This is a genomic window from Nocardia aurantia, assembly GCF_009604425.1.
In the GTDB taxonomy this organism is placed as follows: Bacteria; Actinomycetota; Actinomycetes; order Mycobacteriales; family Mycobacteriaceae; genus Nocardia; species Nocardia aurantia.
Genome location: NZ_WEGI01000023.1, coordinates 48930 through 74910, shown reverse-complemented (window position 1 = coordinate 74910; position 25981 = coordinate 48930). Strand labels below are relative to the sequence as shown.

The 25981-nt window shown below is 68.3% G+C and carries 24 protein-coding genes; 8 read left to right on the top strand and 16 right to left on the bottom strand.

Translation table 11 applies throughout. The features are described 5' to 3' along the window. Positions 1 to 152: 152 nt before the first annotated feature. Entirely contained in the window at positions 153 to 830 is a 678-nt protein-coding gene (locus NRB56_RS36935; RefSeq protein WP_153349010.1) for a PIN domain-containing protein, read from the top strand. A gap of 58 nt (positions 831 to 888) precedes the next feature. Here NRB56_RS36935 and NRB56_RS36930 read toward each other — a convergent pair. From NRB56_RS36930 to NRB56_RS36915, 4 genes are all read right to left on the bottom strand, one after another. Further along, positions 889 to 2033, bottom strand: a protein-coding gene (locus NRB56_RS36930) for an IS3 family transposase (RefSeq protein WP_153349009.1) whose coding sequence is annotated in 2 segments (ribosomal slippage) — positions 889 to 1766 and positions 1766 to 2033 — 1146 coding nt in all. Because the reading frame shifts where the segments join, the coding sequence is not laid out codon by codon here. A gap of 740 nt (positions 2034 to 2773) precedes the next feature. Then, positions 2774 to 3028, bottom strand: coding sequence for a Txe/YoeB family addiction module toxin (locus tag NRB56_RS36925; RefSeq protein ID WP_153349008.1), 255 nt, complete (start codon positions 3026 to 3028; stop codon positions 2774 to 2776). After that, a complete protein-coding gene (locus NRB56_RS36920) occupies positions 3025 to 3282 on the bottom strand; it encodes a type II toxin-antitoxin system Phd/YefM family antitoxin (RefSeq protein WP_153349028.1) in 258 nt (85 codons plus the stop codon). Before NRB56_RS36920 ends, NRB56_RS36925 begins: the two co-directional genes overlap by 4 nt. 142 nt (positions 3283 to 3424) lie before the next feature. Continuing rightward, on the bottom strand, positions 3425 to 4270 hold the full coding sequence (locus NRB56_RS36915) for an SCO6745 family protein (protein ID WP_153349007.1): 846 nt from the start codon (positions 4268 to 4270) through the stop codon (positions 3425 to 3427). A 233-nt stretch (positions 4271 to 4503) separates the two neighbouring features. Here NRB56_RS36915 and NRB56_RS36910 point away from each other — a divergent pair, with 233 nt between their 5' ends. From NRB56_RS36910 to NRB56_RS36895, 4 genes are all read left to right on the top strand, one after another. Further along, positions 4504 to 5466, top strand: coding sequence for an extracellular catalytic domain type 1 short-chain-length polyhydroxyalkanoate depolymerase (locus tag NRB56_RS36910; protein ID WP_153349006.1), 963 nt, complete (start codon positions 4504 to 4506; stop codon positions 5464 to 5466). 60 nt (positions 5467 to 5526) lie between these two features. Further along, positions 5527 to 6075, top strand: coding sequence for a phosphatase PAP2 family protein (locus tag NRB56_RS36905; protein ID WP_194291129.1), 549 nt, complete (start codon positions 5527 to 5529; stop codon positions 6073 to 6075). A gap of 152 nt (positions 6076 to 6227) precedes the next feature. Then, positions 6228 to 6428 (top strand): hypothetical protein, encoded by a 201-nt coding sequence (locus tag NRB56_RS36900; protein ID WP_153349004.1) that lies wholly within the window; start codon positions 6228 to 6230, stop codon positions 6426 to 6428. 365 nt (positions 6429 to 6793) lie between these two features. Continuing rightward, on the top strand, positions 6794 to 6976 hold the full coding sequence (locus NRB56_RS36895; RefSeq protein ID WP_153349003.1) for a DUF1918 domain-containing protein: 183 nt from the start codon (positions 6794 to 6796) through the stop codon (positions 6974 to 6976). A 133-nt stretch (positions 6977 to 7109) separates the two neighbouring features. On the opposite strand, the gene NRB56_RS36890 is transcribed toward NRB56_RS36895, so the two are convergent. Continuing rightward, positions 7110 to 7793 carry a DUF899 domain-containing protein gene (locus NRB56_RS36890; RefSeq protein ID WP_153349002.1) on the bottom strand — a complete coding sequence of 228 codons (684 nt, stop codon included), beginning with the start codon at positions 7791 to 7793 and terminating at the stop codon, positions 7110 to 7112. A gap of 155 nt (positions 7794 to 7948) precedes the next feature. Between NRB56_RS36890 and NRB56_RS36885 the strand changes: the two genes are divergently transcribed. Beyond that, the gene (locus NRB56_RS36885) at positions 7949 to 9424 is read left to right on the top strand and encodes an AAA family ATPase (protein ID WP_319944076.1); all 1476 of its coding nucleotides are present in this window, start codon (positions 7949 to 7951) and stop codon (positions 9422 to 9424) included. An 8-nt stretch (positions 9425 to 9432) separates the two neighbouring features. On the opposite strand, the gene NRB56_RS36880 is transcribed toward NRB56_RS36885, so the two are convergent. The 5 genes from NRB56_RS36880 to NRB56_RS36860 form a co-directional block, all read right to left on the bottom strand. Next, the gene (locus NRB56_RS36880; RefSeq protein ID WP_153349000.1) at positions 9433 to 11670 is read right to left on the bottom strand and encodes an MFS transporter; all 2238 of its coding nucleotides are present in this window, start codon (positions 11668 to 11670) and stop codon (positions 9433 to 9435) included. A gap of 91 nt (positions 11671 to 11761) precedes the next feature. Further along, positions 11762 to 12304 (bottom strand): MarR family winged helix-turn-helix transcriptional regulator, encoded by a 543-nt coding sequence (locus NRB56_RS36875; protein WP_153348999.1) that lies wholly within the window; start codon positions 12302 to 12304, stop codon positions 11762 to 11764. After that, on the bottom strand, positions 12301 to 13935 hold the full coding sequence (locus NRB56_RS40365) for an FUSC family protein (RefSeq protein WP_319944075.1): 1635 nt from the start codon (positions 13933 to 13935) through the stop codon (positions 12301 to 12303). The genes NRB56_RS36875 and NRB56_RS40365 overlap by 4 nt, the downstream gene beginning before the upstream one ends. 94 nt (positions 13936 to 14029) lie before the next feature. Next, complete coding sequence (locus NRB56_RS36865; RefSeq protein WP_153348998.1) at positions 14030 to 14458, bottom strand: nuclear transport factor 2 family protein; 429 nt, start codon at positions 14456 to 14458, stop codon at positions 14030 to 14032. A gap of 95 nt (positions 14459 to 14553) precedes the next feature. After that, a complete protein-coding gene (locus NRB56_RS36860) occupies positions 14554 to 14988 on the bottom strand; it encodes a type II toxin-antitoxin system Rv0910 family toxin (protein ID WP_319944074.1) in 435 nt (144 codons plus the stop codon). A gap of 243 nt (positions 14989 to 15231) precedes the next feature. Between NRB56_RS36860 and NRB56_RS36855 the strand changes: the two genes are divergently transcribed. Then, on the top strand, positions 15232 to 16440 hold the full coding sequence (locus tag NRB56_RS36855) for a hypothetical protein (protein WP_153348997.1): 1209 nt from the start codon (positions 15232 to 15234) through the stop codon (positions 16438 to 16440). Between the two features lie 127 nt (positions 16441 to 16567). On the opposite strand, the gene NRB56_RS36850 is transcribed toward NRB56_RS36855, so the two are convergent. Further along, positions 16568 to 17479: a serine hydrolase gene (locus NRB56_RS36850; RefSeq protein ID WP_194291128.1), complete on the bottom strand. Its 912-nt coding sequence runs from the start codon at positions 17477 to 17479 to the stop codon at positions 16568 to 16570. 271 nt (positions 17480 to 17750) lie between these two features. On the opposite strand from NRB56_RS36850, the gene NRB56_RS36845 reads away from it, so the two are divergent. Then, on the top strand, positions 17751 to 21245 hold the full coding sequence (locus NRB56_RS36845; RefSeq protein ID WP_319944073.1) for a protein kinase domain-containing protein: 3495 nt from the start codon (positions 17751 to 17753) through the stop codon (positions 21243 to 21245). A 3-nt stretch (positions 21246 to 21248) separates the two neighbouring features. On the opposite strand, the gene speB is transcribed toward NRB56_RS36845, so the two are convergent. The 5 genes from speB to NRB56_RS36820 are packed head-to-tail and all read right to left on the bottom strand — an operon-like array spanning position 21249 to position 25980. Then, entirely contained in the window at positions 21249 to 22184 is a 936-nt protein-coding gene (gene speB / locus NRB56_RS36840) for an agmatinase (protein ID WP_153348995.1), read from the bottom strand. Positions 22185 to 22212: 28 nt separating this feature from the next. Continuing rightward, complete coding sequence (locus tag NRB56_RS36835; RefSeq protein WP_153348994.1) at positions 22213 to 22959, bottom strand: class II aldolase/adducin family protein; 747 nt, start codon at positions 22957 to 22959, stop codon at positions 22213 to 22215. After that, positions 22956 to 24149, bottom strand: a complete 1194-nt coding sequence (locus NRB56_RS36830; RefSeq protein ID WP_319944072.1) for an aromatic ring-hydroxylating oxygenase subunit alpha — start codon at positions 24147 to 24149, stop codon at positions 22956 to 22958. The genes NRB56_RS36835 and NRB56_RS36830 overlap by 4 nt, the downstream gene beginning before the upstream one ends. Further along, positions 24146 to 25030 carry a sugar phosphate isomerase/epimerase family protein gene (locus NRB56_RS36825; protein WP_153348993.1) on the bottom strand — a complete coding sequence of 295 codons (885 nt, stop codon included), beginning with the start codon at positions 25028 to 25030 and terminating at the stop codon, positions 24146 to 24148. Before NRB56_RS36825 ends, NRB56_RS36830 begins: the two co-directional genes overlap by 4 nt. Then, positions 25027 to 25980, bottom strand: coding sequence for an NAD(P)-dependent oxidoreductase (locus tag NRB56_RS36820; RefSeq protein WP_153348992.1), 954 nt, complete (start codon positions 25978 to 25980; stop codon positions 25027 to 25029). Before NRB56_RS36820 ends, NRB56_RS36825 begins: the two co-directional genes overlap by 4 nt. Between the last annotated feature and the right edge of the window lies 1 nt (position 25981).

Sequence of the window (25981 nt, the reverse complement as noted above, 5' to 3'; positions counted from 1 at the left end):
ACCGGTAGTAGCGGCTCGATAACCGACCACAACTCGTCGTTCACGACCCAAGGTGCTGCCACAACGAAACATGCTGCACAACAACATGTCTCAGCGCAAGCCGACCGAACCTGTTAGGAGCTCTAAGCTACCGACATATTTTAGGATATAGAATGATAATTCTGGATACAAGCATTTTGCGTGGCCTTGGACTGAAGAGTAGTACTGCGGAGCTATTGAGGGCGATAAAGGAGTCGGGCGTACAACGAATCGCGGTACCATGGATGGTGTTGGAGGAGTTGGCGGCTCAGCAGGTTCTAAAATACGCTAGCAGTTACGAGAAAGCGCGCTCGGCTAATGAGCAGCTAGCGAAACTGACTCCTTGGAGTATATCGCGCACGGCGCTGCCGAGAATTGATAAGGTTCGTGATCACTGGAGGGCGGAATATCAGAAACTTGCAGAAGTTATTGATATCCAACCTGAAATCCTTGCTCAGGCGCTCTACCGAGAGGCGAATCTCATTCCTCCGGCCAGAAGAGTTGGTGACAATCCGCAGTCACCTAAGATCGGCGCACGCGATGCTGCAATCTGGCTTGCTGCAGTTGGATACGCCAAGGGGAACCCGGCCGAGAAGGTATATTTTGTCAGCGGAAACACCAAAGACTTCGGAAGTGGGAAAGATCGGCCCGAGGAGCTCAATGGTGATCTGAGGGGCATTGAAGGTCGATTCGTCCAGATGACTAGTGTCGATGAGGTAGTGCAAGAGTTTGCAGAGGAGGTGAAATTTGATCCTGCGCTACACGAAGAAATGATGTGGCGAATCGAATTCTGCGAACGTATATCGAGGTGACCGGTCCCCGATGACGGGACCACCCGGTCTTGGAGTCCGGGTTGTATTCGATCCAGTTTCAGTTGATGTCGCAGGCCACGGGGTGGTGGGTGTGGCCGCATTGGGCAGCGTACTCGGCCGGGGTGAGATACCCCAGCGCCGAGTGTCGGTGCCGATGGTTGTGCTCGGTCTTGAAGTCGCCGATCACGACCCGGGCTTCGAGCAGGCTCGTCCAGTGGTTGCGGTTGAGGCACTCGGCCCGCAGCCGACGGTTGAACGACTCGATGAATCCGTTGTTCCACGGCGTCCCGGGCGGAATGTAGACGATCCCGACGCGATCGGCGCAAAAACGTTGCAGCGCATGAGAAATCATTTCCGGCCCGTTGTCCATGCGCAGCACCTTCGGCGGGCCGCCGCGGGCGGCGAACACCTTCTTCAACTCGTCCACCAGCTTCTCGGCGGTGATCGACCGCTCGACCAGGTGCAGCAGCGATTCGCGGGTGTGCTCGTCGATCATCGACGCGATCTTCACCGCCCGCCCGTCGATGGTGGAGTCGAACTGGAAATCCAACGCCCACACCGTTTTCGGAGCATCCGCCTCGACCGCGGACACCGACGAGCACCCGGCCCGCTTGCGCGGCGAGTGCTCGCGCACCTGCAAGCCTTCTTCCCGCCAGAGCCGGTGAACCTTCTTCTTGTTCACTTCCGAACCCTCGTCGAACCGCAGTGCCGCCCAGGCGCGGCGGAACCCATGGCCCTGGTGTTTCGTGGCGTAAGAACGCAGCCAGGCCCGCAAACCGGCATCCGGATCCGCGGGGGTCTGCGCGGCCGGCAACCGCCGATACGTCGAGCGGTGAAGCCCAACCACCTTGCACGCCAACCGTTCCGACATGCACTTGACCTGCTTGAGCATGTCGACGGCGCGGCGCTTGGCGGATGGGCTCAGAATTTTCCCTTCGCGATCTCCCGCAGCGCGTCCTTCTCCAACTCGGCATCGGCCAGCAACCGCTTGAGCCGAGCGTTCTGTTCCCGCAGCTCTTTGAGCTCTTTGGCCGCGTCGGTGTCCACACCGCCGTACTGACGGCGCCAGTTGTACATCGTCGCCGCCGAGATCCCCAGCTCCGCGGCGATCTCCTCTCCGGACATGCCCGCCGCCGCCAACTCGTCGGCACGGCGCAGCTTCCGCACGATCTCCTCCGCGGAATGCCGCTTGCGTCCAGCCATGATCCCTATCGTCCCTTCCAGGCCCTGATCAGGGCCAACAGGACTCTAATACCCAGCGGTCTCATTCACTGGGGACGGGCCAGAGGGCTGCTTTCGAGATCCTTGCTCGAGTTTGGTCGGGATCTTCTATACCGAATTTTTTCAATGGAGTTAGGGTTCCTGGTCCGTCCAGCAAAATTAGTGGCGCAGACGGGTGGGCAAATAGGGCGGAAGAACTATCCGTATCATGGGCGGAGTGGACCGAACCTCCCGTAGCGGCAAATCTGGTCTCGGTCGAGGACGGAAAATCGTATCGAATCAAGAATAAGATATGGTCGATCGTCACTACTCGTTGGTTGCTAATTGGAGAGGCGTATCTGTCAAATTATGATTCGAGTTCAATTGCATGCTTATGGACTACTCGATTACTTGTCAGCAACGATAGCTTACCAGTGGTCTTAGATTTTGAGGAACCGAGAGCGCTGCAGCCTGCTGATGCGAAGAGTCTGGTAAATGTACCGCCATTTTAAGTAAAGCTTGTAACAGCGCCGGTTGTTATGGCTGGCGAAGTTGCTGGCTGTCATCCGAAGGCTGTGCGGTCGTTTACCGTGCAGTGTGATAACATGACCTCCACCATCGGTCTGTTCATCGTCCGGAGGACTGCGGTCCTGGTCCTGCTGGTCGTCAGTGATTACCGGTCGGCCATCTGCGGAGTCGACCTCGAAGTATTTTGGCATTTTTCTGCGCGTCAAGGTCGTGCGTCAGTAGTGGTAGCGAGCCTGCGCGATAAGAATGCTGTTTTCGGATACGGCGTAGACCAGGCGGTGCTCATCGTTGATCCGGCGGGACCAGTATCCGGACTTGTCCCCTTTCAAGGGCTCGGGCTTGCCTAGTCCGGAGAACGGATCGCGTTGAATATCGTTGATCAGGCGCATGACCCGAAGCGCCATCTTGCGATCGGTCTCGATCCAGTGGCCGAGGTCTTCGAACGCGACTTTCGCGAAGGTGACCTTCATTCGAGCTCTTCCGCGAGCCGCTCCGTATCCACTTCGACCACCTCGCCGGCTTCCAGTTGAGCGATGCCCTGCGTGAGCCGCGCGGCATTGGCTGGTGAACGTAGCAGGTACAGCGTCTCGTGAAGTGAGTTGTACTCGTCCTCGGAGATCAGGACAGCGTTGCCTTTGCGGCTGGTGATGTGGATGGCGACGGCGTCGTCGTTCACCTGTTCTATGAGCGGGTATAGGTTGGCGCGCGCTTCGCTGGCAGACATGCTGGTCACAGAGGGTCTCCTGACGTCTGATTCTGCATCAATGGTACCGGATTGTGGTACCGGTAGGCGATCCTGCTCCCGGCCACCCTAGTTCGTCGACCTCGGCAACGAAGCGCTCCTGCGGGACAGCCGACAGTGTGAGTCACACTTTGCCCGCGCGCAGGAAGTCGGCGGAGTTGGCCAGGCCGGCGGATTCGACGGCGCGGGCGGCGGGGGTCAGGGCTTCGAGGGTGGTCCCGATGTCGGGGATGCCGTGGTAGGCGGTGGCGGCGAGGTGGTCGGTGCGGGATTCGATGTGGGCTCGCAGCGCGCGGCCGGCTTCGGTGGGTGTGCTCGACTCCGTCAGTAGGCCGCGGTCGGTCAGACGGGATCGGGCTGCTGCCCAATCGGTTTCGCTCCAGCGGCGGTAATCGCGCCACATTTCCGGCGCCGTGCCGGTGTCGGCGGAGAAGAGGACGACGGCCTCGCAGCCGTCGAGTCCTTCGGCCAGGAGGGTGGCGAAATGGCCGTCGCCGCGATGCTCGCGGAGGGTGGTCATCGCTTGCCACAGGGCCTCGGCCGGTTCATCAGGGGCCGGGAGGTCGCGGTTGGCGGCGAACAGTGTGCGGCCGTATGCGGTGGCGGCGTCGACGGCCGCGGTCAGGGTGGGGAGTACCCGGGCCGCGACGTCGGTGAGGTCGGGCGCCAGGTCGCGCAGCACGGCCGCGGCCGACGTGCGGCGTGCATCGAGAATCGTTGCGGGAGTGGCGAAGTGCCAGGCGTCGGGGATCGCGCGGCGGACCATCTCGGGGTGGAAGTTGTAGAAGACGGCTTCCACCACGGTGGGGCCGACCGGGCCGAGGGGGGCGGCTCGCCCGGCGAAGTAGCCCATCCAGTAACCGCGCAGGCCGGCTGCTGTGAATGCGGCGGTGCATTCGGGGGCGAAGTAGGTGACTCCGTGCAGTGGTTCGAGAACTCGCCACATGGCCCGGGCGAAGGCAGCGTCCATGAGATCGACGATACGATCGCGCACTTCGGCGGAACAGGTGGCGTCGGCGTCGACGGTCTTCTCATCGTCTTCACACGATTTCGGCGCGGATTCGGTAATGGGGCGGCCGTAGCCTCGGTTCCGGTGCCTCGTATTCGAGGGGCCCGCGCCTTGCCGAGCGGACACAGTGCCGGATTCGGGTGACGTGTCCGAGGATTCGACGGTGCCGGGCACCGGGGACAGTAGGAGTACCGATGGTGGGACGGCGTGGGGCGGCGGCGATCCTGGCGGTCGCGGTGGGTGTGGCGGTGGGGTCCGTCGCCGGGTGCGCCGGTCGGGTGCACGCGGCCGACGGTACGACGGTGTCCTTCGAGTTCGCGGGCCGTCAGCGTGAATACATCGTGCACGCGCCGTCCCATCCGGTCTACGGTCCGCTTCCGGTGGTGCTCGCGTTCCACGGTGGCGGGGGGACAGCGGCGCAGATGGAGCGTGAGACGAAATTCGATCGGCTGTCCGATGGTGCCGGATTCATCGCGGTGTACCCGGCGGGGTACGAGCGGTCGTGGAGCGACAGTCGTGGCGCGGATACGAAGGCGGGGGCCGCCGGGATCGATGATGTCGGGTTCGTGTCGGCGATCATCGATCGGCTTGTGGCCGACAATCACGCCGATCCGGCACGGATCTTCGCGACCGGGATGTCCAACGGCGCGATGTTCACCGAGGATCTGGGGTGCCGGCTCGGCGGCAGGATCGCCGCGATCGCGCCGGTCGCCGGGGAGCTCTCGCAGTCGGCTGTGGCCACATGTCAACCACCGCAGGCGGTTTCGGTGCTCGAGATCCACGGGACCGATGATCCGATCGTGCCGTACGCCGGTGGTCCGGTGCGGATCACCAGTAACGGTCACGGTGGTCCCGGGGCGGTGCCGGTCTCGTCGGCGGAGGCCACGCAACAGCGATGGCGGTCCGTCGACGGGTGCGCTGCGCCTGCGGCTGTGGATACGCTGCCGGATACCGCGCACGACGGGACGACCGTCACGGTGTCGGTGACCGATGGATGCCGGGACGGCAGCCGGGTTCAGCTCTATTCGGTGGCCGGCGGTGGGCACACCTGGCCGGACGGGTCGCAATACCTTCCGCAGGCGATCGTCGGTAAGGTCAGCCGGCAGTTCGATGCCTCGGCGGTCATCTGGCAGTTCTTCAGCACACTGCGGCGGTGAGCCCGGCCGATACCGGCCCGACGAGCAGTGTGTTCGGGTGTGCTCGGCACAATGTGTCGAGTGGGTGTTGATCTGGAGATCATGCGGCTACTGGCTCGGCACCGGAATCCGGTGGCGACCTCGGTGGCGCGGTGGGCGATGAACATCGGCACCAACGACCGCACGCTGGTGCTCGTGGTGCTGGTGTCGCTGGTGGTCGCGGTGGTTGTGCGCCGCTGGCGGCGCGGGGTCCTGACCGTGGTCGGTTCGGTGGTGCTTGCCGAGGTGGTGGCGAGGGTGTTCAAGCACTTCATCGATCGGCCGCGGCCGCCGCGGGAGGTGTCGCTGGTGTTCGTGCATTCCTCGGCGATGCCGTCGACGGTGGCGGCGATGACGGCCGCCGGGGCGGTGGCCCTGTATGCGGTGGTGCCCTGGCCGGGCGAACGCCGTTGGGCGGCTTGCCTTCTCGTGCTGGGTGCCGTGTGGGTGGGCGGTGCGATGGTCTATCTCGGGGCGCATTGGCCCAGCGATGTGCTCGCGGGATGGTGTGTGGGGCTGATCTTCGGCGGTGTCGTGGTCCGGTGGTCGCGGAGGTCGGGTCGGCCGATGCGGGAACCGATCCAGCCCTAGCCTTTTCGGTTGAGGAGCGTGGACCGGCGCCGGGTGCGACCGTCGTCGTCGGGTGGCGGCCTGGGTTCGGAGGGCGGCCTTTGCCGGATTTATCCGTCCGGCCGACGATGCGGTCCGGGGTGCAAACCCGTGATCCTGGGTATGACCGGAACATGTTCGCCATCATCGCTTCAGTTCTGTTCGTCATCGCGTTGCTGCTCAATATCGGCGGGGGCTCGTCAGGTGCCACCATCGAAGGATTCGTCATCGCCGGATTGCTGGGCATGTCCCTGCATCTGGCGGGGTTGAGTGCTCGGATACCCAATCGCAGTCAGTGGCGGTCCCGGGGTGGGTTCCGGCGGCGGCGCGTCTGAGCGTGAAAGCCGCCGGGCGGGAACGAGTTCAGGCTTGCGCGGCGGCTTTCGTGATCGGATTGGCCAGTAGCTGAAGGGCTGTGGCGCTGGGCGAACCTGGGGCCGCCGCGATCGTGGCCTGTCCGTGCTTCCACTCCAAATTGTGACCGGGCATCGGTCGCGGCTTCGGCGGGCAAATCTCGCGCGGTGTCGGGGGGCGTGGATCGCCGGCAGCGACGTTGCGCGCGGACCCTGACCGGGGGTGCACTGATCGCCGCCGCACTGATGTGTGTTCGGAACCGTGGGTGCGACGGTGGTCGCTCATACTGTGTGGCGTAGTGACTGCTCGGCTGGTGCACAACGACTGCTCAGAGGGAGGTTGCTCGATGCAGGCGAAGGTCGGAGACCAAGTGGTGATGCATGGCCGCGCTGTGGGCATGGCCGATCACGGAGGTGAGATCGTCGAGGTCCGGGGAAATGACGGCGCGCCTCCGTATGTGGTGCGGTTCGACGACGGGCACGAGGGCCTGGTCTTCCCCGGGCCGGACTGTCTGATCAGGCCGTGCTGACGCCGGTGGTTCTGCGCAACGGTCGGGGCCGCGTGTAGGCGAGGTCCTTATGGCCGGGATCATGCCGTATCGCGAGGAAGCGTTCCGGCCTAGTGTGGTCGCCCTACGGGTCGTCCGTCGGGCGCCACCTCACTCAGCCCTCGCCGTATTGCGCGGCGATATCTTTCGAGCCGCCCCAGCGGCTGTACGTGGGGGACTGGGGCCAGCCCGCGGGGGAGTCCTGCCATTCCTCCTGACGGCCGTACGGCAACAGGTCGATCAGCGCGAAGGTGTGTGTGAGTTGTTCGGTGCCACGGCCGTTCGTGTGCCAGGTGCGGTAGACGGTGTCGCCGTCGCGCAGGAAGACGTTGACGGCGAAGCCGCCGCCGAGCGGGGCACCGACATCGGCGCCGAACGGGCTGTTCGCGGTCGAATACCAGGTCATGCGGTTGCCGACGCGACGCCGATAGGCCAGCGCCTCGTCGATCGGGCCCTGGGTGACGACGACGAAGCGGGCATCGTAGTTGCCGAGGAATTCCAGCCGGGTGAACTGCGAGGTGAAACCGGTGCAGCCCGGGCACTGCCACTCCTCGCCCGGAAACCACATGTGGTGGTAGACGATCAGCTGGGAGTTGCCCTCGAAGATGTCCGCCAGCCGCACCGGGCCGCTCTCGCTGTCGAGGACGTACTCGGGCATCTCCACCATCGGCAGTCGGCGGCGCTGCGCGGCGATCGCGTCGAGTTCGCGGGTCGCCGCCTTCTCCCGGACGCGCAGCGCGTCCAGCTCCCGCTGCCAGGCGGCGGCGTCGACAACGGGTGGCAGTGCGTTCGTGCTCATGGGAATCCTCACCGGTCGGGGTCACAACCTCGGTCGGAGGTAGGACCGGCCATGGCTCGCGAATTAATCGGCGAGGACAACTAGTGAGAGCATTGCTCGCCATATTGTAGGTGTACAGTTCTATGAACTGTAGTCCTATAAATCGTGGGAGCGCCGTGCGGAAGCCTGCCGACATGTTCGACCGCGACTACGAGTGGTCGGTGCTGACCAGATTCGTGCAGGACGAGCAGCCCGGCGCGACGCTCGGAGTGGTTTCCGGTCGTCGGCGTCAGGGCAAAACGTTCCTGCTCGAAGGTATCTGCCAGGCGGCCGGTGGTTTCTACTTCGGTGCGACGGAGGCGGCCGATGCCGAATCGCTACGCCGCATCGGTGCCGCGTTGACCGAGTATGTTCGCCCGGCCAGCCCGTTTCATTTCCACGGTTGGGCTGAGGTGATCGATGCGCTGCTCGGCTTGGGGCGTGAGCGGCCGATCCCCGTCGTGATCGATGAATTTCCCTATCTGGCCAAGGCGAATCCGGAGCTGCCGTCGATCATCCAGGAAGCGCTGCGGCCCTTGCGCGCGCAGCGGACCAGCTCTCGGACCCGGCTGCTGCTCTGCGGTTCCGCGTTGTCGTTCATGGGGCGGATTTTGTCCGGCAATGCCCCGCTCCGCGGTCGCGCCGGGATGGATCTGCTGGTCCGGCCGCTGGATTACTCGCTGGCGGCGAAGTTCTGGGAGATCACGGATCCGAAGCTGGCTTTGCGAGTGCACGCGATCGTCGGTGGCACGCCGGCCTATCGACGTGAGTTCGCTCGCGGTGACGTCCCAGCCGGGCCTGCGGATTTCGACGACTGGGTAATACGAACTGTCCTCAATCCGGAGACGCCGCTGTTCCGCGAGCCGCGCTATCTCCTCGCCGAGGAACCCGAGTTGCGCGATCCCGCCTTGTATCTCTCGGTCTTGGGTGCGGTCGCGGACGGGAACGCCACGCGCGGCGGGATCGCCAATTATCTGGAGCGGAAGTCGCCCGATATCGCACACCCGATCACGGTCCTCGGGGATGTCCGGCTGTTGTCGCGAGATGTCGATGTCTTCCGGGAGAATCGCCCGACCTATCGCATCACCGAACCGTTGATCCTGTTCTATCACGCCATCATGCGACCGGTCTGGGACCAGTTGGAGCGTCCCGGCAGCGCCGGAAGGGTGTGGCAGGCGAGTCGTCGCAGGTTCGCCGCCAACGTGCTCGGGCCGCATTTCGAGCAGATCTGCCGGGAATGGGCACTGCACTACGCGGAGCCCGATCTGTTCGACGGACTCCCCGCGACGGTGGGTCATGGTGTCGTGCATGATTCCGGCACACGGACGAATCATGAGGTCGATGTGGCCGTGATCGGCGTCTCGGATCGGGGGAAGCCGCCGCTGCTCGCCATCGGCGAGGCGAAATGGAACGACGTCATGGGTGCGGGGCACATCGAACGACTGCGGCGCATCAAGGAGATCCTCGCCCGGCAGGGAAAATTCGATGTGGGACGGACGAAATTGCTCTGCTTCAGCGGCGCCGGATTCAACGAGAAGGCCAGGGAGGCAGCGCATTCGGGAGAGGTCGTGCTCATCGATCTGCCGATGTTGTACGCGCCCGCCACGCGCTGATCGCGCCGCTATCGGACCGGCTGGCGGGCTTCCTCGTAGCCGAGTTGGACGTCGTGGACGTTCTCGGTGCCGGCCACGCGGACGTTGCTGGTGACGGTGGGGTAGCCGCGGGTGACGACGACGTAGTCGCCGGCGGGTAGGTGCGGGACCTCGTAGCGGCCCTCGTCGTCGGTGCGGGCGGTGGCGATGCGGTTGCCGGTGGTGTCCAGGATCGTGACGTGAGCGTCGGGGACCGTGCGGCCGGCGGCGTGGACGACGCCGCCGAGGACGGCCAGCGGTTCCAGGGTCGTGTCGTGGCGGAGCAGGCCGCTCTCGGGCACGGTGACGGTGGTCGCGGCCGGGCGGAGGTGTGCGGCGGTGACGACGACGGTGTGGGTGCCGGACGGGACGCCGCGGCAGATGAAGCCGCCGTCGGGGCCGGTGGTCGCGGTGCCGACGACCTCGCCGTGCGGATTGGTCAGGGTGACGGTCGCGTTCGGGACCGGGTCGCCGGTGTGCGCGGTGCGGACCGTGCCGGACAGTTCGCCCGCGTCGGGGAGGGTCAGGTCGACCCGCTGCGGGTGGGCGCCGAGGGCGACGGTGACCGCGACCGGCTGATGGCCGTTCGCGGCGGCGATCAGGACGTAGTCGCCGGGGCCGGGGGTGTCGATCCGGTAGGCGCCGTCGGGAGTGTTCGCCGCGCGCGCGATCTGATGTCCGTGCGGATCTATCAGGGTCAGCATCACGCCGGTGACCGGCAGGCCGCCGGCGTGCCGGATGTGGCCGTGCACCGCGGACTCGTGGAGGGCGACGGGGGCGTGCAGGCCGGCCTGCAGGGGTTCCGGCGCGACGGTGTCGACCAGTTCGGACTGGGGTTCCAGCGCCGGAACCGACGGGATCGCGATCGCCGCGAACGAGGCCAGCAGGGCCACGCCCCCGAGGAACCAGAACACGTTCGAATAGCCGGAGTCGGCGGGCAGGCCGTGTGCGGTGTGCGCGCCGGAGGTCAGGATGACCGAGGACAGGGCGCTGCCGATCGCGCCGCCGACCGTGCGGACGTTGGCGTTCATCCCGGTGGCCGCGCCGGTCTGGGCGGGCGGCACAGCGGCGACGATGATGGCCGGCATCGAGGAGAACGAGAGGCCGATGCCCACTCCGAGCAGGGCCGTGGCCAGATAGATCTGCCAGTCGTGATCGTGGCCGAGGGCCAGCAGCGCGAAGGCCGGAACCGTGAGGATACTGCCCACCAGCACGATCAGTTTCGGGCCGATCCGCGCGGACAGCGGGCCGAGGCTGAGGCCGATGATGAACATGGCCACCGACAACGGCAGCATGTACACGCCGGATCTGGTGATGCCGGCGCTGAGGCCGTAGCCCGCCACCGATCTCGGGGTCTGCAACAGCTGCGGCAGGAAGGTCATCATCGCGTACATGCCGACACCGGTGAGCACGGCGACCACGTTGGTCGTCCACACTGCCGGGATCCGCATCGTCCGCATATCGATCAGCGGTGTGGTGGAACGCAATTCGACGACGATCCAGCCGGCCACGGTGATCACCGCCAGGGCGAACAGACCCAGGGTGGTGGGCGAGGCCCAGCCCCACTTCGGGCCCTCGCTGACCGCCAGCAGCAGCGCCACCAGCCAGGCCGACAGCAGCAGCGCCGCGAACCAGTTGATCCGGCCGGGACTGCGCACCGGCGAGGCGGGGACGAACAGCACCGCGGCCACGGTGGCGAGCGCTGTCATGATCATCGGAATCCAGAACAGCCAGTGGTAGTTCAGATGGTCGATGATCGGCCCGGCCAGCACCAGGCCCACCCCGGACCCGACCGCGAGCAGCGACGAGGCGATGCCGACCGCGCCGTGCAGTTTCCGGGCGGGGAATTCGTCGCGGATGATGCCGAACGCCAACGGGATCACGCCACCGCCGAGGCCCTGGATGACCCGCGCGACGATCATCACGCTCACCGATTCGGTGAGCGCGGCGATCAGCGAGCCCACGGTCAGCGCGAGGAGCGTGCAGACGAGCATCCGTTCCTTGCCGACCTTGTCACCGATCCGCCCGAGGATCGGCGTCGCGACCGAGGCGGAGAGCAGATAACCGGTCATCAGCCAGGTGGCGGTGCTCTGCGTGGTGTGCAGGGCCGGGATGAGCAGGCTGAAGACCGGCACCACCATCGACTGCAACAGGGCGTACGCGCTGACACCGGCCAGCAACACCGCGAAGACGAGGTTGTAGTGCGGGCGAGATTTGACGAGCGCCATGGAACGTTCCTCCCCACGAAAACATCTTCGTTCGAGTAACTTACCAGAAACGGAGGCTCCCTCCGAATTGGACGTCGATGCCGGACCGGGCTCAACGACCGCCGAGCTGGCCCTCCAGGACCAGCAGGAATTCGCTGAGAATGCGCGCGAGGTCGGCCCGTTTCGCCTCCGGCAGCCCGGTGATCAGCTCTTTCTCGTACGAGAGCTGTTGCGGGATGAGCCGATCCGCCAGCTCGCGCCCGGACTCGGTGAGTGTGAGATGGGCAACTCGGCGATCACGGGCATCGGAGCGGCGGGTGACGAGTCCGCGCTCCTCCAGCGCCCGAACCCGTTTGGTGACGGCGGCGGGGGAGGCGTAGGTCTCGCGGGCGAGCTGGCTGGGGGTGCGGCCCTCGATCTCGGGCACCGGGACGGCCTCGCCGGTCGGGCCGCCCGCCCGGCGCAGCGCGCACAGGAGCTCGAATTCGGTGCGGCTGATCCCCTCCCGGCCCAGCGGCATCTCGGTGACCTCCTGCAGCAGCGTGGCGCAGCGGCTGATCCGGCCGATCACCGCGACCGGCTCGAAATCCAGGCCGGGGTAGGTGATCTCCCATTGCCGCAGGGCTCCCGCGACCACGTCGCGCGATTCGCTCATCGGGACGCTCCGGTGGTGAGGTCGGCCAGCAGCCGGTGGCCCCGGCGTTCGGCGCTGACGATACGCTCGTCCGGCAGCGCGCTGCTCCACCATTCCCCGGCCGCGGTGTCCGCGGACTCGCGCAGTTCGACCAGGGCGGTGGCGAGCCGGGCCCGGTCGTCGGCCGCGGTGATGGCGTCCTCCACGCGATCCAGTGCGGCATCGGCGCGCCGGCCGACCCCGCGATCGGGGATCGCGAAGCAGGCCACCAGCCCGACGGCCGCGCCCACGCAGGTGTCGAGCCAGCGGTTCAGCACCAGCTCGGAAGTGGCCTGCGGCGCGGCGAATTCCGTCATCAGCAGGGCCATGGGGGTGACGAAGGTGGAGCCCAGCCAATAGTTGCGCGACATCGTCGCCTCGGCGCCGATCTGGCACACCAGCACCACCGCGATCATCGTGACCGGGTGGTGGGTGATGGGCGTGAGCAGGGTGAACGCCGCCACGCCCGTCAGATTTCCGACCGTGCGCTGGACGGCGCGATGCCAGCTCAGCGCCGTGTTGGCGACGAACACCGTGGCGGCGGTGACCACCGCCCAGTACGGCCGGTGCACGCCCAGCGCCATCGACACCCAGCCCGCGGCGGCGCAGCCGAGGGCCACCCGGACCCCGATCGGGAAATACGCCGAGCCCGGACCGAATGCGCGCACCATCGCCGGCAGTCCCCGGCGGCCGGGGGGGCGGTCGGCGGCCGCGCCCCGCAGTTCGGCGGCCTCGGCCGCACCCGGGGACACCACGGGCACGCCGCGGCCGCGCCGCAACTGCCGGGACCACTCGGCGAGCTGGTCGGCGGCCTCGGAATCGGGACCGGAATCCGATTCGGCGGCAACGGATTCCGCCCGGATCAGCAACCGGGCCAGCGGCGCCGGATCGCGATGGCTCTGCCGCAGGGACTGCCAGGCGGCCTGCACCGCCACGGCCGTGACGTGCCGGGACCGGTCCAGCGCCGGATCCCCGGCGGGAAACGCGGCCTGCCGGGACGCCGCGAGCAGTGCCCGGGCGACCGCGAGGCGCTCCGGCCCGCTGGGCCGGACCACCGCGGGAACCAGGCAGATCAGCCAGGCGAACACCCCGGTGAGCAGGACCAGCGCGAGATGTCCGGGAAGTTGGTCGGCGCGCTGTGGGGTGAAGGCGGCGGTCGCGGTGACGAACGTGAAGATGATGTTGGCCGGCGGCCCGATGCGGGCGGCGTCGCAGCCCACCTTGTAGGCCGCGGCCAGCACGGCGACGACGGCGACCCGGACGGCCGCCGAGCCGGTGCAGGCCGCGGTGGTCAGTGAGATCGCGGTGCCCGCCCACATGCTCGCCACCACCCAGGCCATGGTCCGGGCGCGGGCCGCGTACGGCATGCCGTGGGCGTACAGCGCGCACAGCCCGCCCGCGGTGGTGTAGAGCGCGAGCGTCAGGTGGCCGGTGACGAGCAGGACCACATCCGGGACGCCGACCGCGACGACGCCGCTGAGGGCGGGTTTGTACCAGATGTCGGCCGCCGGGCGCAGTCGCAGCATGCCCCGGATCGGCAGCACGCGGCGCAGATCGGGGTGGCGGGCGGCGCGATGCCGGCCACGGGGCGGAGCGGGCGCGAGGAGGGGCACCCAGAAGCTTAATAGATGTTTTACTCGGAAAATAGTTGAGCTGCGCCACACGGCCCCCGAGCGCGCGAGTCGCGGCGGCCGGGCGTGGCGCCGGTCACGGGACCATCAGCTGATAACTCTTCTCCTGGTGCCGCCGCCGCAGCCGCCACCGGCCGTCGAGGCGTACGTACTCGTCGACGTACCAGAGCCCGTTGAGCAGCACCCGCTGCCCGCCCTGCCCGTCGGACAGCACCATCGGGTTGTGGCACATCGAGCGCGCGGTGGCGGTATCGCCGTCCACCGTGATCAGCGCGTTCCCGATCAGATGCTGGTAGGCCAGGAAATTCGGCAGCACGTCGGCGAGGAACTTCTTCGTCGCGGCCGGATCGCCCGCGGCGCCACCGGTCGCCGAATAGTCGATGTACGCGTCCGTGGTGAAGATGTCGTCGAGCAGATCCCACTGCCGGGAGTCGACCGCGTGCGCGTACCGGGCCATCAGCTCCTGGATCTCCAGCCGGTCCGAAATCTCCTGCTGTGACAACATAATCCGCCTCCCTGCCGTGGGTGATCGGACTTCATGCCAGCAGAGTCGCTACGCCGCGCGGGCGGAATCGGCGAAACCGGTTCGGGCGCAGCGCTTCACGCGGCGTACAACGCCACGAACCGGTGCAGCGAGCGGTCGATGTCGCCCTTCAGGGTCTGGGCGACGACGGCGCCGATCGGACCGAACAACGGCCGGCCGCCCAGATCGATCCGGACGGTGACCACGGAACCGCTTCCCCGAGCGGCGATGTCGAGGCTCAGCCCGAGCTTGGTGCCGCCCTTGCCCGCCCCCTCGAGCGCGAGCCGGTGCGGCGCGTCGGCGGTACGGACCGTCCAGCGCACCCGATTGCGCAGTCCCTTCACGGTGGCGATACCGACCAGTTGGGTTCCGGCGGTGAGCTGTTCGGGCACCTCGCCCCGCCATGCCTCGTGCATGACCAGCCAGCGGTCCAGTTCGCGAAGGTCGGCGGCGTGCGCCCAGGCCTGCTCCGGCGGCAACGGTACATCCACCGACACTGTCAGTTTCGCCACCCGCGCATACTAGCCGGTACCGTACCGAGGGGCATTCGCCGGCCGGTTCGACCGATTATCCGCAGGTCCCGATGGTGGCCGGAATGGCCGACTCTGGGCGTGTCGCGCGCGCCACGCCGAGGGAAGATGGAATCTCGGCTAATCCAGAGTTTCGCTCGCGGCGGTATTCGACTAAAAATATCCTGTGCCGTTACCACCCGTGATCAACTGGCTGACATCGAATCTCACCGGCCTGGAGGCGAGATGACCATCGAACACCCCGTAGGGGACGAGGTTACGCATCTGGCGCGGCGGGTCGAGAAGGCCCGAGGGCGGCTCGCGTACCAGTTCGACCCCGCCCTGACCGAAGCTCTGTCCGAGGACGAGCTGACCGCCGAACGCCAACTCGCGGAGAAGATCCGCGTGGAGGAGCGGGAGCAGCGCTGGCGGCACGTGCAGGCGCTGTCGGAGGCGTCGAACCACGCGCGCAAGACTTCTCAGGAGATCGCCAAGGCAGACATGCGTGATCTGTTGCTCGCCCGGAAGGCCATCGCCGCGCAGCGGCGGGAATCGAGCCCGCACGCCAAGCTGGCGTCGCTGTACCGGCATCGATCCATGTCGCTGCGGGCACTGGCCGGCGTGGTGGCGGCCGGCATGCTGTGGTCGGCCGTGAACGTGCAGCACAACATCGCGCCGGGCGGCCCGAGCGATCCGCTGTACTGGTTCAGCTACCTGCTCGAGGCGATGATCAGCGTCTGCCTCGTGATCATCATGGTCGGCACCAACAAGGTCGCCGAGTGGGGCATCATCGACAGCCGCCGGCAGGTGGCGGTCGCGGAAGGGGCGCTGCTCGCGCTCACCGTGGGTCTCAACACCTATCCGTACATGAAGTCCGGCGGCTGGTACGACGTCGCCGTGCACGCCGTGGCGCCGGTGATGATCGGCGTCGCGCTGCTGATCCACCACGCCGCCAGCTCGCGGTACGGGCTCGCCATCGCGCGCGCCACCGAGACGGTGCGCGACATGCCCGATCCGGCCGAGCAGATCCGCCGTTCGATGCCCACGTTCGTGAGCTTCCTGCGCGACGGTGGTACGCCCGAGCCGAATTCGAGCCGTCCGGTCGCCGCGCTGCCGGCGCAGGCCACGCCCGCCGAGCCCGCCACCAAGGTGCGCAGCACCCGCGGCTCCGAGCGGGTGTCGAGCGACCGGGACTCGTCGCTGCTCGATGTGGACGAGCCCAATACGGATTCGATCTTCGCCGTCGCCCCGGCCCGGGACACCGGCGACAAGGTCCACGGAAAGTCCAACGGCAGCAAGGCGAAGTCCGTCGACGACGGCAACCCGTCGACCGACTCGTTCAACATCTACGACACCGGGCAGTTCCGCATCGCGGACTCGCTCGAGCAGGAACTGGCCGAACTGCGGGCCGAACGCCGCAAGGCCCGGTCCACCAAGCAGCGGGACGACGAATGAGCTGACGCGCGGCACACGGACGAGATCCGGCCCGGACTACGGGAGATGTGGTCCGGGCCGGATCTTTTCGGGTACCGGGCGGAGAGCCGGTCCCGGGCCCGCGACTATGCCACGGGCCCGGGCGCTTTCAGCGCTCCAGGCCGAGCGCGGTGCGCAGGACCGAGACTCCGGCGGTGAGTGCCGCGCCGCCGGCGGTCCAGCCGATGTCGGCCGGCTGCGCGGTCAGCACCACCACGATGTAGCGCAGCGGCTCGCCCTTGCGGGCCGCGATCAAACCGGTGGTGTTGAGCGTCGTCGACGAATTCAGCGCCATCCAGCCCGGTTTCACCGCCCACGCGACACCGGGCAGCAGCGCGTCCGGGATGCCGAAGAGCTGATCGGTGCCGTCGGCGGAGATCTCGGTGACGTGCTCGAGCGCGTCCATGATCATCCGGCGTTCCGGCTCCGGTACGGACTCGATGATGTACCGGTAGATCGCCGCGACATCCTTGGGCGTGGTGCGCGTTTCGCCCCATTGGCCGGGATCTTCGGGCGGCACGGTGCCGGGCAGGCCGATCTTCTCGGCCATCCTGGTGACGATGTCGACCCCGCCCTGGGCGACCCAGAGCTCGTCGGCGATGCCGTCGTCGCTGGTGGTCAGCATCTCGCGGACCTGGTCGGCGATCGTCGGATCGGATTGTGGCGCCGCGGAATCGAGTGGGGGCGCCGCGGCGTCGGGCTGGGCGGCGGGATCGGGCCGGGCCGCCGCGGCATCGAGCGCGTCCAGCGCGATCAGCAACTTCACCACCGAGGCGGTGTAGAACTGCTGATCGGTACCGATACCGGCGATTTCGGCGCCGGTGGTGGTGTCGACCACCTCGATGCCGACCTGGCTGCCGGGTGCGGCCAGGTCGATCGTGGACTGCATCTGGCCGGCGATCGCCGTCGCCGAATCGACGAGGAGACCGGGTGAGGACGTCGTGACCGGAACCACGGTGGGGGGCGCCATGGTCGGCGCGAGTCCCACGGGGCGCGCATCGGCCACCTGCGTGGTCGCCAATGCCGAAACCCCCACCACCGCACACCAACACGCCAGCCAACGCACCGGGCGCCGACGGATCGGAATCGCGTTCATACCTCTATAGGAACCTTTTCTGACTGTGGAATCCTCGAGGAATGGATAGTAACCGTCTGTCAACCGGTGGCGACAGTCGGAAACCTCCCGATCCGAGGAACACACGAGAACGACACACCCGGGAAACCGGGGGATACACGATCGCTTCGACCGGAATATCCTTGAAGTACAGGTCGAAGGTTGTATCGAGGTCGTCGTGACGCACAGCGATCCGCTCTCCACGGAACGTGACCCGATCGCGGGGTTCGCGGTTGAGCTCGACGCTGCCGGTTTCACCGACCCCGTCGAGATCGGCAGCGGCGGTTTCGGTGTCGTGTATCGCTGCCGTCAGCCCGAACTCGACCGCACGGTCGCCGTCAAACTGCTCACCGCCGAGATGGATTCGGACAACCGCGAGCGCTTCCTGCGGGAACAGCTGGCGATGGGCAAGGTGTCCGGGCACCCCAACATCGTCAGCCTCTTCGAGGTCGGCACCAGCGCGTCCGGGCGGCCGTTCCTCGTGATGCCGTACTACCCGCGCGGTTCGCTGGAGAGCCACATCCAGGAGCGCGGGCCGGTAGGCTGGGCCGAGGCGCTGCGCATCGGGGTGCGGATCGCCGGGGCGCTGGAGACCGCGCATCGCGGCGGCACCCTGCACCGGGATGTGAAGCCCGGCAACATCCTGCTCGACGACTACGGCGAGCCGCAGCTGGCGGATTTCGGAATCGCCCGGCTGGCGGGCGGTTTCGTGACCACGGCGAGTACGGTGACCGGATCGCCGGCCTTCACCGCCCCGGAGGTGCTGCAAGGGCAGCCGCCGGACGCCGGGGCCGACGTCTACGGCCTGGCCGCGACCCTGTTCTGCGCCGCCACCGGGCACGCGGTGTTCGAGCGGCGCAGCGGAGAGCAATTGGTGGCGCAGTTCCTGCGCATCACCCGGATGCCGGTGCCGGACCTCGCCGAGTACGGGCTGCCACCGGATTTCACGGACGTGCTCGAGCGGGCCATGTCCCGCAACAGATCCGATCGGTTCACCACCGCGGCGGAATTCGGCGACCGATTGCGCGAGATCCAGGCCGGGCGCGGCCTGATCCCGGACGAACTGCCGATTCCGCTGGTGGACAGCGGATCCGAGCCCGAGCAGAACGACGGTCGTAGCTCCGCGGCCGCGGACCGTCGGACCACCGCGGCCGGTACCCGTACGGTGGCCGTGCGGGCCGGCACGACGGGATTCCGCACCACGCCCACGCCGCCGGTCCCCGCCACCCGTTTCCGGCCCCCACCGGCCCCGCCGGGCCTCGTAGCGCGCGATCGGCTGCTCGCGATACTCCGGCAGGGCCGGGACCGCAGGCTCGCGGTCATCCACGGCCCCACCGGATTCGGCAAGAGCACGCTGGCCGCGCAGTGGTTCGGATCGCTCGTCGCGGAGGGTACGGCCGCGGCCTGGTTGACCGTCGACTGCGACGACAACAACGTCATCTGGTTCCTGTCGCATCTGATCGAGGCGATCCGCACCGTCGCGCCCACGCTGGCCCGCGAGCTCGGTCAGCTCCTGGAGACGCACGGCGACGCGGCCGAACGGTACGTACTCACCTCGCTGATCAACGACATCGATGCCCGCGGTGAGCAATTGGTGGTGGTGATCGACGACTGGCATCGCGTCACCGATCCGGCCACCACCGCCGCGCTACGCTTCCTCATCGAGAGTTGTAGTCCCGCACTGCACCTGGTGGTGACCAGCCGCAGCCGGTCCGGCCTGCCGATGAGTGCCGCCCGTGCGCGTTGCGATCTGGTCGAGATCGGCTCCACCGCATTGCGTTTCGAGCCGGAGGAGGCCAGGGCCTTTCTGGCGGGTCCGGACGGGCCGGAGCTCGACCCGGAGGATGTCGATGAGCTCACGGCCGCGACCGAGGGCTGGATCGCCGCCCTGCGCCTGGCCGCACTGGCCCTGCGCGACAGCCACGATCGCGGCGGGCTGATCGGCCACCTCAGCGGCCGCCATCACCTCATCGGGGAATTCCTGGCCGAGAACGTCCTCGACACCCTGGAGCCGGAGCTGCTGGACTTCCTGACCGCCACCTCGATCTCCGACCGTGTCTGCGGCGACCTGGCCGCCGCGCTGACCGGCGTCGCGGACGGGCAGGCGGTGCTGGAGCGGATCGAACAGCGAGACCTGTTCCTGCGCAGGCTCGACGACGGTCACTGGTTCCGATACGACCATCTGTTCGCGGAATTCCTGCGGCAGCGCCTGGAACGGGACCGGCCGCAGGGGATCACCGACCTGCACCGCGCCGCGTCGCGCTGGTTCGCCGAGCAGGATCTGGTCGGCGAGGCCGTCGACCACGCGCTGCGGGCCGGGGACGACGCGGTCGCGGTCGCCCTGGTCGAGGCGGACGGGATGGCGCTGCTCGAGCACGGCCACGCCGCCGCCCTGCTGGCGCTGGTCGACACGTTGCCGGTCGCCGCCGTCGTCACCCATCCGCCGCTGCAACTGCTGCTGGCCTGGGCGAACACCCTGCTGCACCGCCCGGAGTCGGCCGGACAGGCCCTGCGGCGGGCCGAGGATCTGCTGGCCGCGATGCCGGGCGACACCACGCTGTTGCGCGCGCAGGCGGATGTCGTGCACGCGGTGGTCGCGCTGCGCGCGGATCGGTTGTCCGGCATCGACGAACAGCTGGCCCCGTGCTTCGAGCACGCGGATCGGCTGCCGCCGTACGTGGTCGGGATCGCGGCCAACATCGCCACCTTCGTCGCCGCCTACCGCTACGACCTGACCGGGGCGTTCCGCCGCCAGCGCTGGGCGGTTCCCTACATCCGGCGGAACCGCGGCTCCTACAACGAGATTCACGGACTGTGCTTCCTCGGCATCGCCGCCGGACTGCAACTGGACATCCCCGCGGCGGAGAAGTACTTCCGGCGCGCGTTGCGGCTGGCCCGCCAAACCGGCGGCAGCCATTGCTATCCCGCGCGCCTGGCCGGTGCGCTGCTCGGCGAACTGCTCTACGAACGCGGCGAGGTGGCGGCCGCCGAACGGCTCATCGACGACGGCTACAAACTCGGGCCCACCGCCGGCATCGTCGATTTCAAACTCGCCCGCTATGTGGTCGGCGCCCGGATCAAGGCGCTGCGCGGCGATCGCGCGGCGGCCATCCGCCGGCTCACCGAGGGCGCACGGGTGGCCCACGCCATGGGACTGCCGCGACTGCGCGCCGAGGTCGAGAACGAGCGCCTGCGGCTCGGCCTGCCGCCGCATCCGGAGTTCGGCGAGTTGCCGGTGCTCGCCTACGCCGACCGCCGCGCACCGGCCGATCCGGTCGACGAATTCACCGTCCTCTACGAGGAATTCACCGCCATCCGGCTGCTGCTGCCCGACGATCCGGAGTCGGCCCGCCGGTGGGCGCAGGACTGGGTCGACCGCCTGGAATCCGTCGATCGCCCGCGCGAGTTGCTGAAGGCCCGCCGCCTGTTGATCGGCTGTCTGGTCGCGGCCGGCCACACCGACGAGGCCAAGGCGCTGGCCGCGCGCGTGGCCGCGCAGTGCGCCGTCTTCGGCTCCGTCCGTTACCTTCTCGACGGCGGCCCGCACGTGGTGGCGATCCTGGGCGCGTTGCGCGCGGACCAGGTGTCCGGCGCGTGGCGGCCCGAATGGCCGCACGTCCCGGAGGAATTCCTCACCGCGTTGACGGAAGCGCCCGTCCCGCAGATCATCTGACGTTCACGCCGCTGCCATCGCGGAGATGAGCTCGTAGCCGACGTGCGCGGCCGCGATACCGGTGATCTCGGCGTGGTCGTAGGCGGGGGCGACCTCGACGATGTCGGCGCCGACCAGGTTCACCGCGCGCAACGCCCGGAGCAGGTGCAGCAGTTCACGACTGGTGAGGCCACCGGCCTCCGGGGTACCGGTGCCGGGTGCGTGCGCCGGGTCGAGTACGTCGATGTCGACCGAGACGTAGACCGGGCGGTCGCCGAGCCGGGTCAGCATCCGCTCGACGGCCGCGGCGACCCCGTCGATCTCCAGCTGTGGTGCTGTGATCGTGGCGAACCCGAGGCGGCGGTCGTCGTCCAGGTCGTGGTCGCTGTAGAGCGGGCCGCGAGTGCCGATGTGCAGACTGGCTTCCCGGTCGATGAGGCCCTCCTCGGAGGCGCGGCGGAACGGGGTGCCGTGGGTGACCGCCGCGCCGAAATACGTGTCCCAGGTGTCCAGATGGGCATCGAAGTGCACCACGGCGACCGGTCCGTGCCGGCGGGTCACCGACCGCAGCAGCGGCAGGGCGATGGTGTGATCCCCGCCGAGGGTCAGTAGCCGGACGCCGCTGCCGGTGAGATCGTCACCGGCCCGTTCGATCTCGGTGATCGCCGCGCCGATGTCGAAGGGATTACAGGGAACGTCGCCAGCGTCGGCGACCTGCAGCCGCTGGAAGGGGCTCAGGCCGAGCTCGGGGTTGTAGGGGCGCAACAGTTTCGAGGAGGCCCGGACGTGCGCCGGACCGAACCGGGCGCCGGGCCGGTAGCTGACCCCGGTGTCGAACGGCACCCCGACGACGGCGATATCGGTGGTGGTGACCTCGTCCAGCCGGGGCAGCCGGGCGAAGGTGGCCGGGCCCGCGTAGCGGGGGACCAGGGTGGCGTCGACGGGTCCGACAGGAGTCATCGGCGGATCCTTTCCGGGAGAAGCGGTCTCAGTCCGTGTAATCGGGGGCGACCCGGTCCAGCAGCCGCAGCAGGGCCGCCCAGGCGAGTTCGGGACCGTCCGGGTCGGCGTAGTCGTCGCCGGGGGCCGCACCGGTGGTCAGCTGGTGCGCGGCGCGCGCGCAGACATCGGCCGGCGGTGTGGTCACCGGCCCCGCGGCGGTGGCCGCCAGCTGGATCCGGCAGGCCCGCTCCAGATAGAACATGCGCAGAAAGGCCTGTGCCGGAGTGCTTCCCACCGTCAGCAGGCCGTGGTGGCGCAGGATCAGCGCGGGATGGCCGCCGAGATCGGCGACCAGGCGCTGTTGTTCGGCGCGGCCGAGCGCCACGCCCTCGTAGTCGTGATAGCCGATCCGATCGTAGAACTCCATCGAGATCTGGTTCAGCGGAAGCAGTCCCGCGGCACCGGCGGCCACCGCGCAACCGGCCTGGGTGTGGGTGTGCAGGACGCAGTGGGCGTCGGCGCGCGCGGCGTGCACGGCCGAATGGATGACGAAGCCCGCCGGATTGACCCGTTGCCCGCCGGTGCCGGCCGGACGGCCGGCGGCGTCGACGATCACCAGATTCGAGGCGGTGATCTCCTCGAACAGCAGCCCGTACGGGTTGAGCAGGAAGCGTGGTTCCGCACCGGGCAGCCGCAGCGAGATGTGGGTGAAGATCAGGTCGGTCATCCCGAAGTGCGCGACCAGCCGGTACACCGCCGCCAGTTCCCGCCGCAGTCGCGACTCCGCGCTCATCGGTGGTTTGCCCGGTCGGCCACCCGCTGCTGGAACAGCGCGGTGATCTGGTCCCAGGCGGCGACGAGGTTGGTGGCGTCGGCGGCCGGGGAGTGCCGTCCCGCCTGGAGCCGCCGCAGGATCGGCAGATCCTGTTCGTTGACCGCGAACAACGCCTCGGCCAATTGGGTTCGGGTACCGGCATATTCGGCTCCGGCAGCGGTGCGGTCCACGAACACCGCCATATGTTCGAGGGTGCGGTCCGGCGCGAGCGGATCGAAACCGATCACCTGGAACCAGTCGGCCTCCAGGAACAACAGCGCGTTCGGGAACACACAGAAGATGTCCTGCCGTTCGCGCAGTTCGGCGGGAACCTCGCCGAGCCACGGCAAGCGCTTCTCGGTCTTGCCGGCCTTGCCGACCGCGCCGCGCGGATAGCTGCCGCCCATGATGTCCGGCCGCAGCACCAGATCGTCGATGTCCAGTGCGGCCGCCACCGGTCCGACCTGGGGATGGATGAACGGCAGATGGTAGAAGTCGAGGAAGTTCTCCACCACCAGTTTCCAATTGGCGGCGACGTCGAAGCGGCGTTCCTCGATCGGATGCAGCCGGTCGAAGTCGATGTGCGACCAGCGGCGCAGCAGCGGCGCGAGCCGGTCGGTGAAGTCGGCCGCGCAGGCCTGCGGATCGGTGTCGGCGGCCGCGAGATCCACGAAGATCAGGCCCGCCCAGACGTGCGCCGCCACCGGGACCAGCGCCAGTCGATCGCCGAGTTCGGCGTCGACGGCCGTTCCCTTGGCCCGGCCGTAGAACGGTGCCGCACAGAGCTTTCCGTCGAGACCGAACGACCAGCAGTGATAGGCGCACTGAATGCGCTTGCGCACCACCGTCGGTTCCTCGGTGAGGGTCATGCCGCGGTGGCGGCAGGAGTTGTGGAACACCCGGATCCGGTGCTGCTCGTCGAGGACCAGCAGCAGGGGTTGCCCGGCGACGGTGACCGGATGTACCGCACCCGGTTCGGCGAGCCAGTGGGCGTACCCGGCCCACACCCAGCCGGCGCCGAATATCAGCCGTTGCTCGGCCCGGAATTCGTCCTCGCCGGTGTAGGCGCGGGCGGGCAGCAGCGATCGGCCGCTCGGCGGCTCGGTCAGCGGTCCCGCGGCGATGTGATTGCCGCTCAACGGTTGTGCGGCGGCGTGCGCGGTGGTCACGGGTTACCTCCTGGGGTGCGGGTGAGACCGTCGAGGGCCGCGTCGAAGGCCGCGGCGGCACGGTCGCGCAGGGTGAGGGTGTCGGCCCAGCGGTCGGACAGCTCGTGGCCGTCGGGGCCGGTGATCGCGTACGGAGTGGTACCGAGTTCGGTGCAGAACATCACCGGCTCGCTGCCGCCGTCCCGGTGCCGGAGGACGGCGGTGAAGGCGCGAATCCACCAGTCCCGGAACTGGTCCTCCCATCCGCGGTGCTGTGGGAAGCCCAGCGGGATCTGCACCTGGCAGCGGGTCGCGACGCGGCCCTGCACGGATTCGGTGCGGTCCAGCACGGTGGTGAGCAGTTCGTCGACGGCGTCCGGTACGGGCAGCGGAATCTCGCTGCCGCACACGTAGTGCGACAGGTCGATGGCCAGCCGGATCGCCGGATCGAGCACGTTCAGCAGCGCGACGGTGCGGCGCAGATCCTCGGTCAGGGTGTGGCGGTGGGTTTCCAGCTGCATGGCCACCCCGGCGCCGGCGCAGCGCCGATGCCAGCGACCCAGCACCGCGGCGAGTGCGGCGGAGTCGTCGTCGAACAGGCGGCCGCACACCACCATTCGATCCGCGCCGACCGTGTCCGCGTACCGCAGCGCGGTACCGATCTCCGCGTCCGTACCGGCGAACGCGAAAACCGCGACGCGCAGCACACGGCCGCGCAGCGCGGCCGCCAGCCGCGTCGCCTCGGGTCGCTGTCGCGCGCCGAGATCGACGGCGGCGCCGTCGAACCCGTTGCGCTCCAGCAGATCCAACTGCTCGTCGAGCGACCACGCTCGTGCGCCGCGGTAGGGCAGATCCTCCATCGCCCACAGCGAGTTGAACAGTTCCAGCCGTGGCCCGGTCACGGTCGGGCCGCCGGTTCGGCTAGCGGATGCAACGGCCGGCCGGTGCGCCGCCAGTGCACGACGTTACGGGCCTGCGTCAGCACGTAATCGCGGGCGGCGGCATCGGACAGATAGGCGACGTGCGGGGTGAGCAGCACCTTCGGATGTCCGGCCAGCCGGTCGCCGGCCGGTGGTGGCTCGACATCGAGCACGTCCAGTGCCGCGCCGGCGAGCCGGTCCGAATCCAGCGCGGCGGCAAGGGCTTCCGCGTCGACGAGGCCGCCGCGGGAGACGTTGACCAGATAGGCGCCGGGGCGCGCGGTGGCCAGCAGGTTCGCGTCGAGCAGCCCCGCGGTCTCGGCGGTGAGCGGCAGATGCAGCGACAACAGGTCCGATCGCGCCACCACCTCGGCCAGCGGCGCGGCGTCGACACCGGGCGGGGTCGGCCCGCGGCCGTACCCCAGGATCCGGTGCACGGATCCGGCGGCGAGCGCGGCGACGCGGGATCCGGTGCGTCCCAGTCCGATCAGGCCGAGCGTGAGCTCCGACAACCGGCGTGGGCCCGGCGCGGGCCGGGCGAGCCAGTCCCGGCGGGCGGACAGCGCGAAATAGTCCAGGCGGCGCACCAGCGCCAGCGTGAGTGCCCAGGCGTGGGTCGCGACCTCCTCGACGGCGACGTCCCCGACGGCGGCCACCCAGACACCGCGCGCGGTGGCGGCGGCCACGTCCACGGTGTCACTGCCGCGGGACAGCAGCGACACGATCCGCAGCCGCGGCAGCCGGTCCAGCAGCGCCGCGTCGACCGGTGCGTACCCGGCGAGCAGCGCGGTGGCTTCGGCGGCGGCCGCGGCGATCTCGGACGGATCGCGGGTGGCCAGCACGCGCACCCGGAATCCGTTGTCCTCCAGCAGTTCCACTCCGGGTGCGGGGTCGAGGTCGTCGATATCGGTGTAGACGGCGAGTTCCGGCATA